Raw genomic sequence first — 10,247 nt, 5'->3', positions numbered from 1 at the left:
TTTGGCATTTAAGCCATGCCTTGTACTGACGGCAGAAGTGAGTGTAACTGTAAAAACCTTCCGCGTGCCGCTCTTTGTATTCTTCCCAAAGCAGCAACAACGTCATGGTTTTAGGCCGAAGCTCTTGCTGAACTAACGACCAGTCAGGAATGGTAAAGCCTTTTAATCGAGGCTTTGTTTTGAAAAACGCTTGTTGCAGAGAGTGATCATCCCACTTCTCATCAAGCGGCCAGCAAGTAATATCTAGCTCTGCTGATTTACAGGCATATTTAGACACGATTGAGGGTGAAACAGATAAGCTTTTTGCTATCTGACGATGACTGAGTTTACAGCCGTATTTTAGTCTTAAAATTTCTTTAAGTTTACGCATTGAAATAGGTGCCGTTGGCATGGTCATTCTCATCATCAAAAATGAAAAGAATAACGGTTAAAAACACCTACTGGGTAGACAAAAAGTACAAAAAATGAACTGTACTATTCAAGCCGATCACTCAATACTATTTTGACCGAAAAGTGATCGGCATCGATGGTATTGAGTGATCGCGATGGATGGTATTAGGTGATCGGCTTAGATGGTATTAGGTGATCGCGATGCATGAGAATATGCAGGAATCATGAACATAAATGAAACTATTCAAATTAAAGGGGTTATATGTAATTTGATGTAAGGGCTTTACATCGATACTCCTTTCAAAACCTATAACCCGTCCTATTGCAAATGCATGTACATTTCTAGTTTTCTCTTGCACTGCCCTTAAGCGAGATTTCTCCGAAATAGTAAAGACAACATCACTCAACTCAACATAACTAGAATGGCCAACGACTTTACCTTTAAATGGACCCGACATCGCCAAAATGCTGAACATGCTGTTATTAAGATTCCGGTAGACCTTGTGGTTTGCTTTAAGCTCAATTTCACGATCACGAAATGGGATGAAAGTAGATGCCATTTAATATCCTAAATGCAACATTGGAATGTGAGTGACTGAATATGATTTAATCAAGCCTTCAACGGTGTAAATGTGAAGGTTAGTCTGATTGTTGGGGAAGCTTGATATTACTCTGTCAGAAGCTAAATCAGTGATTGTGATGCTGTAAGGTGCTAGTGAATTATCATCAAACATCAATTCAATGCCATTTAAACCAAATGATAATTGGCCTGTCCTCATCAGCACATGAGATACATCAACCGAGGTTATTTCTGCAATAGCGTCTCTGTGTAGCTCTGAGAGGAATAATCTACCTTCATTCGCATTCCAAGAAATGTAAATCACACCCGATTTAGCTAACTCAGAATCGAAATAATTTGTTTCCTTTACATATGGACCATCGTTGATGACGCTAATGGGGCTTTCAATAGTTTTAATGCTCTGGAACTGAGATAAAAATTGGTTATCTTCAAACATAGTAAATGACTCACTTTTAATGCACTATTTCAAAAAATTGTTTTTCAACTTTACTTGAATCAGAAAATGCTGATGTGGCGATAATGTATTTTGCACCAACTAGTTTCAGCAAAAGACTATCCGTCCCTAGGTCCCGTTTCTTGCGTGAATGAAATGAAATTGTCTGATTTGCTACGTTTTTAGAAACGCTTGGCCATTTCTTCTTTAAAAATTTGTTTAAAACTATCTCTAAGTCAACATCGGTTAACGTCGCTTGGCAGCTCTTGCCGTATTCGTTAACTGTAATAGCTGTACCTAATGATTTACCCAATGGTTTGATTTTCATAATCCATCCTACTGATATCTGACTTGAAGTAAGATTATTAAAACATGCTTTAAATTTCGTACAAGGAAGTGGTTTGTTGATAGTTCTGATTGTAGAGGTATAGCTAATTTTGATAGCTACTCCATGTTAGTGTTTAACATCACCCTAACTGGCCAAATATCAAAAATTAGAAAGAGCTTTTAATGTAACGGAAAGATAATCCAATTGGTCACGGTTGGGATGCGGAAAGCGTAAGCGATATAACCACGCCATAGAGGGTAGTTTTTTGGTTAATGAAGTACATTTATTAATTCGAAGTTTACTTTCTTAAAATCAATAGCTTAGGATTTAAATTGAATGATTCCCATGATGGGAATTTATTGGTATGAGTAATTTTTTTTCAAAAAAAAGCCTGCAAAGCAGGCAGTGGAGTTCGTTATGATTAACTGTTAGTTAATTACTTATAATAATAGAGTTATCTTCCCATAAATCGAAGTAGGAGCAAAGAGATATAGTTACTTAATCTTTATCTTTCCACACAGGCACAATATTGAAATGATGATGCTATAAGCCAAAAACGATGAAATGATGAACCCAATTGCCCCATAGCCACTATAAAAATTTAATCCAATTAACACCGAAATGATGGCCATTACTGTGATAAGTAATCTACTTCTCATTTTTTGAATCCCTTTTCTGTGAACGCATAACAACATAGACAATAACTGTTAATGATAGTAAATAAAATTGCCACCTACCATAATCAAAATATGTCGCACAAAACGATAGGTAAAGCATTAACAAAATTAACTGCACAAACTTAGGCTGGCTTAATTGACCTTGAGATTTCAATGCTAAGTAGAACCAGCAAAAAAAGAACATTGAAAACAACAAAATTACCAAGGGTAAACCTATACTCTTACGTCTGTGAAAAGGAAATCCATGCTTAAAGCCTCACGAGCGCCATATGACTTATAAACACTCCCATCGTCTTTTACATCTACATAAATAACAGTGTTCATATTAAGTGAGCTACTGGAATAAAGCAGGCTTACCGATTTACCTTTGAATTCGGTTGAGAGGGCATTATACGCATCCTCAACATTAGGAAACTCAAAGTCCTTTCCAGCATATCTAATTCTTACACCTAATTTCATCATTCCACCTTACTGCTTGTAACAATCTCATTCCATCTAATCAATTTGCCGAATTTCAGAATAGCTAAGTTTTTGAGGTTATCTATTCCCACAGTCTTTAAACTGGCAAAAATGACACAATGAGTGAGTGACTTACCGCATCCGCCACACATGGATTTATAAACAGCTAAACGGTCGCTTCTTCCTTGATTAGCTAAGTCCAAATCGACCCCTACTATTTTAGACCTAATAGAATGCAACAACCATGGTTTTTGACAGCGGCACATACTGTGCTTAGCTTTAATTAATCTATTAAACTCAGTATCCATAATTGACTCTATTGTTGATTTGAAAGTATTAAACCACGAATTTGATTTGGTACAAGGATATGAACTTACTGAAGATGAATGCCGTTTATCTAAACGGCATCAATCTAAATGTTAAGCACACATTTGTAGGTCTACTTCTATCCGCAATTGATTGATGCTTTTCCCTAAGTGCTCAGCCATGCTTTCAAAGCATCCAAACGTCACTCCCTGACCTAGGATTTGGTGTGCAATTGTTTCGCTTATACCATCGATTAAATCAACTGGTACACCTTTTATTTTACAGTGTTCTTCTGCGGTAAAAATGCGTGATAAATTACCGTCAGTAGGGTGTTTTAGGAAGGTTTCAGAACTTCTACATTTAGCATAGCCTCTACCTAATACGCCTACTTTAGTATCTTCAGGTGTTACCATTAATCTCCCGAATCCTTTCCCTGCTTTTTTATCTGAAATTTCTTTATTCACTAAATAGTCAAAGGTTCTCCATATTTCACTATCTGGTCCAATTGATGCATCTATGATTGAGGATAGCGGTTTACTTCCAGCTACTGTAGTTGGCTGTAATTCATCGATGTTAAACTCAATATCAAGACCTTTTGATATTGCTACTAAACACATACGATTACGGTTTTCTATGGCACCAAAGTCCATTCCATTTAACTCGGTATAATGAAGGTCATACCCAAATTTGTTTAACACTAACTTAATAACTGAAAAGCTTGCTGTAGTTGCATAGTCAGTAACGTTTTCGATAAAAATAATCGCTGGGTTTAAGTGATTAATAGCATTTAGGGCGTAGAAAAATATAGCCCCTGCGGTATCATGATCTTCTGCAAAAGTTAGCTTACCTTTAGATTTTCCAGCCTTAGAAGCCCCTAAGCATGGTAAACCTACTGTTATACACTGGTACTGCTCTGATTTTTCGGTAAAAATAACATCCTCAATTGATGATTGGATAGCTATCGAATCTTTAGTCCATAAAGACCGATTGTTCTTTATGGATGATTCCAAATAGGCGGGTTCAATCTCAACAGCCAAACCTAATTTGGACTTAATACCAGCTTTATCAAGACCAGAATGAATGGCCCTGTCAAGTACACCGCCTCCATGACAAAGAGAGGCTATAGTTATAGCTTCACCGTTTTTGATTTTATTAGTAAATGCTTCATTTCTTAGTTGTACTTTCGCAGATTGCTGGTGAGCCTTAATAACCATCACACGATCTTTAATTGTTATTCTTAGTAGCTCACCTTCTGAGAAAATTGACTCTAATTCCTTTGTGTTAATATCTATCAATGGTAAGTATGAATCACCTTTTTTGCGACGACTAACAATGCGATCACCATTCTCATTAAAAACAAGATAGATGGCGTTATCGCTAAACTTACAGGTAAAGGCATCGCCAACGTTAATTCCTTCATTAATCAACTTATAGCCGTTCTGGACACCATCTAAATACACTCGCGGTAGCCCACGATTTAATCCTAAGTTTCTATTGATAATTGTTGGCATGATGTAATTCTCTGAACTTGTTAAGTACATTAATTAAAACATAATTAGTTTTTGCCGCAAGAAAGTGAGGGTGCTTTTTTGGTAGGGCATTAGTAGGGGGAGGTTATCTAAGGGACTGATAAATAGATGAAGTATTGTGTTTGGCTAACATTTTTTCATGCTGAAATCGAAGCTAGGACAGGTTTAGACTCTCACAGATAATACATTCATTACTTTCAGGTAAGGTAATAACTGTTCATAAGTACGAGTGTCGCAGTCAAGAATAACGGCACAAATGTATGGATTTATGTGTAAGTTATTCACGAAATTTGGCAGATTTTTTTGAATAGTCTCGGCTATATTAAGAATGTCAGTTCTTGTGTTCTTGTTTAAATAATAACGACATTGAGTCAGCAGCTCACATACGTGGTAATTGCACGTTACGGGCATGCGCTTGACACTGACAACTTTGGTTGTCCCTGTCTTATCAAGCAAGGTATTACTAACGTGCAAAAGGTCTTTATCAAGAAATTTTTTTGTCGAAGTTAAATTTATAGCATTCATTTAAGTTCATCTAATAGGTCGTTATACTGGATGTTTAAAATTTGAATTATTGACATAAAACAAGTGGTTAGCAACATAATTGTGATATATATGTTCGTGAGCAACATAAAACTATTCCTTTACCGGTTGCAATTAATAAATCGTTTCGGATGCTAATAACCTCAATTCCCTTCTCTGAATCCCAATGCTTTCAGAGCCGATCCAAACACGATTTCTGATGTCTTTTTTAATGTGTAAATTAAATAGAAAGTACAGTCGTAAAGGGCCATTGAGCATTACAACTAGCTTTGATAATGGATTTAGACGTTTGAGCTTGCACTGGAGTCGTTTTACAACAAACTTTATTTCATCGTTCGTTGAATTTCTGTTGGTAATTGGTCCACCTTTCACAATTTTCTCATCAAACTTGATGAGACCTAAGTGTTCGTTGAAGAAGTAAATATCAAAATACTTCTTCAATTGCCAATGTTCATACCGACTTAAGGCATCCATTTGTGAGCTACTTAGATAGTCGTATGCGCAAAGACCCATCTTTGAGTTTGGTTTAATCTCACCATGTAGTATCAAAATAGTTCTATTGTTAACTTCAGTCATTAGACAGCTACTTCTAAGTTAGATAAACACAATACGTTAGAATGCAAGATTCTATCCCTTTAAAAAAAAAGATCAAATCAAATAAATTTATTTATTTGATCTTTAATAAATAGATCTACAGATCTCTTTAGAATAAGAGCTACAAGATCTAAGGGCTATGTAAGCTACTGAAATGGAATGATAATTTTCCAAATTTGTGGACACTTTAGCCGTGCTTGTGGACACTTTAGCTTTTTTTGAGGACACTTTAGCCGTGTTTGTGGACGTATTTGCCGTGGATGTGGACAATTAATTGTGGATAAATGTTGCTTGTATTAGTGAGTGTGCCTGGTTGTGTTGTCTATTAACTTGTTTTTATTCAATAGTTTAAGTTAATTATATATTTGATCCATTAAATAAGTTTATTCAGATCATTGTTATTTTTGTTAATTATTGTAGTTTTCGTGGTGGATTGATTGGCCAAAACGGGTCTGGGCTAAAAAGTTGATTTCGACTCAATAATGCTTTCGCTATTCGATGTGGACAGTTTAGCCGCGAATGCCAGAATTATCGATGTGGACAGTTTAGCCGTGAGTGCCGGAATTATCGATGTGGACAGTTTAGCCGTGAATGCCGGAATTATCGATGTGGACAGTTTAGCCGTGAGTGCCGGAATTATCGATGTGGAAAGTTTAGCCGTGAATGCCGTAATTATCGATGTGGACAGTTTAGCCGTGAATGCCGGAATTATCGATGTGGATAGTTTAGCCGTGAATGCCGGAATTATCGATGTGGACAGTTTAGCCGTGAGTGCCAGAATTATCGATGTGGACAGTTTAGCCGTGAGTGCCAGAATTATCGATGTGGACAGTTTAGCCGTGAGTGCCGGAATTATCGATGTGGACAGTTTAGCCGTGAATGCCGGAATTATCGATGTGGACAGTTTAGCCGTGAGTGCCATAATTATCGATGTGGACAGTTTAGCCGTGAATGCCGGTGTTAATGATGTGGACAGTTTAGCCGTGAATGCCGGTGTTAATGATGTGGACAGTTTAGCCATGAGTGCAGAGCTAACGATGTGGACAGTTTAGCCGTGAGGTCCGAATTATCGATCTGAACAGGTAAGCCACTTCGAGCTTTTGGCCATTTGTACCGTGACTTTACCTTTACAATCTATGTGACAGTATTGATGGTTTATGTGAAGGGATATCAACTTACCTAATGTCATATTTATGGTGGTGTGGACATTTGAAGTTGCCTTTGCTGGTCCATATCTGTATGTCAGTGAGATCAATATATTTATGATTCGCCAAATTACATCCAATCATTTGATCAAATTTATAACTTCTTGTTGTGGACATCTGAAACCTTTCTAAGTATATTGTCCCAAAACTACAGCTACAACGAAAATTGTTAATCGAATTTTTTTTTGTGAGTGATTAAATGACATCCAGATCTAGCTTAACTATTCCAGTAAATGATTTGGTGAGATTCAGTAATGAACTCCTATCGATTCCGTTTAATTTAAGTAAAAATGAACGGCTAGTCATTTTGTTCTCGCTTTCGTCTATTAATGGTTATCAACCTAATCCTGGTAAAATAAAATTTTCTACAGAAGAGTTTGCTGAAAAGCTTGAACTTATAAAAAGCACTGAGCCTTATAAGCCTCAAATTAACAGAATTCGACGGACGATTAAGCAAGTCCTGAATGATTTACTGGTTAAAACGTTCACCTCCGAATACATAGATTCTGATACCGGTAAGGTCAGGGAGCGTAAGGTAAATTGGTTGAATGAATTAGACTCACCTATAAACGAAGATGATGGTGATTTTATTATCGAATTTTCAAGCATAGTCGAACCGTTCTTGTTTAATCTAAAATCCAATTATTCCGAATTTCAACTTGCTCACCTTCCCAGAGAAAAGGACCACGCTCTCAGTATTAATTTCTTGCTCTTAAAAGGGCAGTTTCTACGGTTGGAATGGTTAAGTCAGAGAGTCGATCCTGAAACAAATGTTGTAACAACCACCGTTGAGATAGTAGGTTTAAAAGAATATCTTGGTTTGGGGTCCAAATATAGTGATCTTCGTGACTTCAAGAAGCGTGTAATTTCACCAGCTATAGACGAAATTAACCTTAGAGCAAGAGTTAGCGTTACCTATGAAAATGTCCTAGTTAACGGTAAAACCTGCAAAATTAGGTTTTTACATGTACCGGAAGTACATTCCGATAAATCGAATGTAAAACCAGCGAGGCCAAAACTTATTAAGCGTAAAAGGTTTATTGCCGGTTCTCACGAAGAAGGGCAATGGAAAAAAGCTAACTTTATTATTTTGTCTAGCTACCGTGAATCATTAAAACGATACGACCCCAAAGCTGAGTTGTTGAAAATTGATCTCCAGCGATTAAATTTATATTCAGAACTATTTTCTAGAAGTATATTTGAAGAGACAAAAAACCTTTTGGCTAAAATAGATGAAAAATCGGCCAAAAGGAAACGTAGCGTTTTAAATAAGCATCAAATATAGAATTTTAATTTATTTATTATCGCTTCCTTTTGTAGAGTGCCAGGTTTTTATTAAAATTAACTTATTATTTAATCTTGTTTTTAGGTTGTCGAATGCCCTTTTCTTTGTTAGCAAAAGATGTCCTTCATTAGAATTAGTCAACTTCAGATTTTTGTGCCAAATGATTGCACTGTCATGAACACGGTTTTCCTGGTGAACAGGGGCAAATGAAAGCAGAATCTCAAAATGATGTTTTGACATCCCCTCTAATGAATCTTCACAGTGTTTAAGATTTTGTAATCTTGAAATAATATCTTCAATTTTGAGTACATTTATTCTAATTGACTTGCGGTCTACCCCAGCAATTTTACTTGCCTTAGCGTACTCGTGAACATTGAAGTAATACTCATTGATTCCATTAATCAATTTTTTAGAGCGTATTTGTGTAAAATTTGAGATTATAAAATCAAGCTCTATTGGAGTGATTTGAATAGACATCGTTAAACTAGTCTCCATGTAGTGTAAGTAGTATCGCCATCACCAATAATGCAACCTTCTGTGTCACCATTTTTGACTTTATCATCGATTAAAACAAGCTCTTCTAAGTGTGGGATATAATTAGATTTACCATGACATGTAAATGAAATAGTCGTAGCCTCATTAAGGGTTATTTGATTATATTTTGGTGCATCAAGTTCGATCATGTTTTTGCAGCGTTCTATGGTGTTTTGAGCAAAATCATCCTGGTTGTTTAACCCCATTATAGCAGCTAACGCACAGTATTCATTAGTTAATCGCTCACAAACAGTTATTAGCTCTGCAGGATTTAAAGCACTAATAATTTCAACTATTGACTTCTTTTTCATGGTTATTTACCTATGCTAGAAAAGTATGGAATGTATTTGATTTGTTATCAGATGATAATTTTTTATCCATTCCACAACTCTTTATGATTTTAGTGGCTTCGATTACAAAAAAATGTCCTGAGTATTTTTTATCAATTAGAGACAATAAACCTTTAATGACAAGTAAAAGAGCCATGTTTTTAATATTTTGATTTTGTTGCATTATAAATTAATCCTTATGCCCTAAGAGCGTTAATTACTGACTTATGGTGAATTGCAGGTATCCAGCCGTCGTCCATCCAATCATTTACTACTTCCTCAGTCTGATGTAACGTTTCAGCAAGCCATTTAATATTCAATGTCATTATATCTAATGTGATACCTTGAAATTTTTCACTATTTTCATTTTTCACTGTTTTACTTTCTAGAAGGATAGGTATTTGGCTTTTAAGGCATAGCTTGTGACCTTTTTTATGAACCCCATAATTAATCTCATTATATTCGCCATTTATTTGTACCGTTCTGCGACTAAATGATAATGAATGAAGGCAGTTAACATAGGTCCCGCATACATCACACGTATACGATTGAGTAAAATCAAAATTATTTGAAATCAAGTATGTCACTAACATTTAAACCTCCAATCAATTTTTCCACTCGTCGAGGTATGAGTCGTCAACAAAATCATCATTACCAAAGGGAATCGCGCTTTCCTTTGGTGTCTTCTGGTGTACTGCCTTTGGTTTACATTTTATTGGCGAGTTCATTAGAGTCATATCCATAACAAAAACCACTTGTGTATTCATTTCAATACCGGTTTCTTGGTCCACCCATTGCATCTTCCTGGCTTTACCTTCTACATAGATTTTGGAACCTTTTACTATGTATTGATGTGCAAGCACTGCCAGTTTTGTTTGCAAAATTAAGTTATGGCACTCAGTCTCTTCATTATTTTGGCCTTGGATATCTTGGTAAGAGTCAACTGTAGTAAGGGTTAATTTAACAAATTGTGACCCATCTATATTTGTTTCCAGTTCAGGGTTTTGGCAAACTTTACCTACTAGAATAATTTTGTTTATTGTTCCTTTGCTCAT

At 36.0% G+C, this 10,247-nt stretch carries 13 protein-coding genes and 1 pseudogene; 2 read left to right on the top strand and 12 right to left on the bottom strand.

Annotation, left to right across the window (positions count from 1 at the left end; all coding sequences use genetic code 11):
- The 7 genes and pseudogenes from AC19MV_RS17205 to AC19MV_RS17175 form a co-directional block, all read right to left on the bottom strand.
- Window positions 1–391 (bottom strand): annotated as a pseudogene (locus AC19MV_RS17205) (IS21 family transposase); the annotation flags it as partial.
- Between the two features lie 187 nt (window positions 392–578).
- The gene (locus AC19MV_RS17200; RefSeq protein ID WP_498309106.1) at window positions 579–950 is read right to left on the bottom strand and encodes a L5-gp82 domain-containing phage-derived protein; all 372 of its coding nucleotides are present in this window, start codon (window positions 948–950) and stop codon (window positions 579–581) included.
- Window positions 951–1,406 carry a hypothetical protein gene (locus AC19MV_RS17195; RefSeq protein ID WP_498309105.1) on the bottom strand — a complete coding sequence of 152 codons (456 nt, stop codon included), beginning with the start codon at window positions 1,404–1,406 and terminating at the stop codon, window positions 951–953.
- 16 nt (window positions 1,407–1,422) lie between these two features.
- On the bottom strand, window positions 1,423–1,731 hold the full coding sequence (locus AC19MV_RS17190) for a hypothetical protein (RefSeq protein WP_498309103.1): 309 nt from the start codon (window positions 1,729–1,731) through the stop codon (window positions 1,423–1,425).
- An 890-nt stretch (window positions 1,732–2,621) separates the two neighbouring features.
- Window positions 2,622–2,870 carry a hypothetical protein gene (locus AC19MV_RS17185; protein WP_498309102.1) on the bottom strand — a complete coding sequence of 83 codons (249 nt, stop codon included), beginning with the start codon at window positions 2,868–2,870 and terminating at the stop codon, window positions 2,622–2,624.
- Window positions 2,867–3,175 carry a hypothetical protein gene (locus AC19MV_RS17180; protein ID WP_498309100.1) on the bottom strand — a complete coding sequence of 103 codons (309 nt, stop codon included), beginning with the start codon at window positions 3,173–3,175 and terminating at the stop codon, window positions 2,867–2,869. The genes AC19MV_RS17185 and AC19MV_RS17180 overlap by 4 nt, the downstream gene beginning before the upstream one ends.
- Before the next feature lie 111 nt (window positions 3,176–3,286).
- Window positions 3,287–4,684, bottom strand: a complete 1,398-nt coding sequence (locus AC19MV_RS17175) for a DNA cytosine methyltransferase (protein WP_498309098.1) — start codon at window positions 4,682–4,684, stop codon at window positions 3,287–3,289.
- A gap of 1,637 nt (window positions 4,685–6,321) precedes the next feature.
- On the opposite strand from AC19MV_RS17175, the gene AC19MV_RS17170 reads away from it, so the two are divergent.
- Both AC19MV_RS17170 and AC19MV_RS17165 read left to right on the top strand, forming a co-directional pair.
- The gene (locus AC19MV_RS17170; RefSeq protein ID WP_498309096.1) at window positions 6,322–6,891 is read left to right on the top strand and encodes a hypothetical protein; all 570 of its coding nucleotides are present in this window, start codon (window positions 6,322–6,324) and stop codon (window positions 6,889–6,891) included.
- A 352-nt stretch (window positions 6,892–7,243) separates the two neighbouring features.
- The gene (locus AC19MV_RS17165; protein ID WP_498309094.1) at window positions 7,244–8,329 is read left to right on the top strand and encodes a replication initiation protein; all 1,086 of its coding nucleotides are present in this window, start codon (window positions 7,244–7,246) and stop codon (window positions 8,327–8,329) included.
- Between the two features lie 9 nt (window positions 8,330–8,338).
- On the opposite strand, the gene AC19MV_RS17160 is transcribed toward AC19MV_RS17165, so the two are convergent.
- From AC19MV_RS17160 to ssb, 5 genes are read right to left on the bottom strand one after another with little or no spacing between them, the layout of a single operon-like run.
- Window positions 8,339–8,806 (bottom strand): hypothetical protein, encoded by a 468-nt coding sequence (locus tag AC19MV_RS17160; RefSeq protein WP_498309092.1) that lies wholly within the window; start codon window positions 8,804–8,806, stop codon window positions 8,339–8,341.
- A gap of 2 nt (window positions 8,807–8,808) precedes the next feature.
- Window positions 8,809–9,174, bottom strand: a complete 366-nt coding sequence (locus AC19MV_RS17155) for a hypothetical protein (protein WP_498309090.1) — start codon at window positions 9,172–9,174, stop codon at window positions 8,809–8,811.
- Between the two features lie 10 nt (window positions 9,175–9,184).
- Window positions 9,185–9,376: a hypothetical protein gene (locus tag AC19MV_RS17150; RefSeq protein WP_498309088.1), complete on the bottom strand. Its 192-nt coding sequence runs from the start codon at window positions 9,374–9,376 to the stop codon at window positions 9,185–9,187.
- A 13-nt stretch (window positions 9,377–9,389) separates the two neighbouring features.
- On the bottom strand, window positions 9,390–9,785 hold the full coding sequence (locus AC19MV_RS17145; protein WP_498309087.1) for a hypothetical protein: 396 nt from the start codon (window positions 9,783–9,785) through the stop codon (window positions 9,390–9,392).
- A gap of 12 nt (window positions 9,786–9,797) precedes the next feature.
- Window positions 9,798–10,247 (bottom strand): single-stranded DNA-binding protein, encoded by a 450-nt coding sequence (gene ssb / locus AC19MV_RS17140; RefSeq protein WP_498309085.1) that lies wholly within the window; start codon window positions 10,245–10,247, stop codon window positions 9,798–9,800.

The sequence above is a fragment of the Shewanella sp. MF05913 genome (genome assembly GCF_059758095.1).
This window is presented reverse-complemented; position numbering and strand designations above follow the sequence as displayed.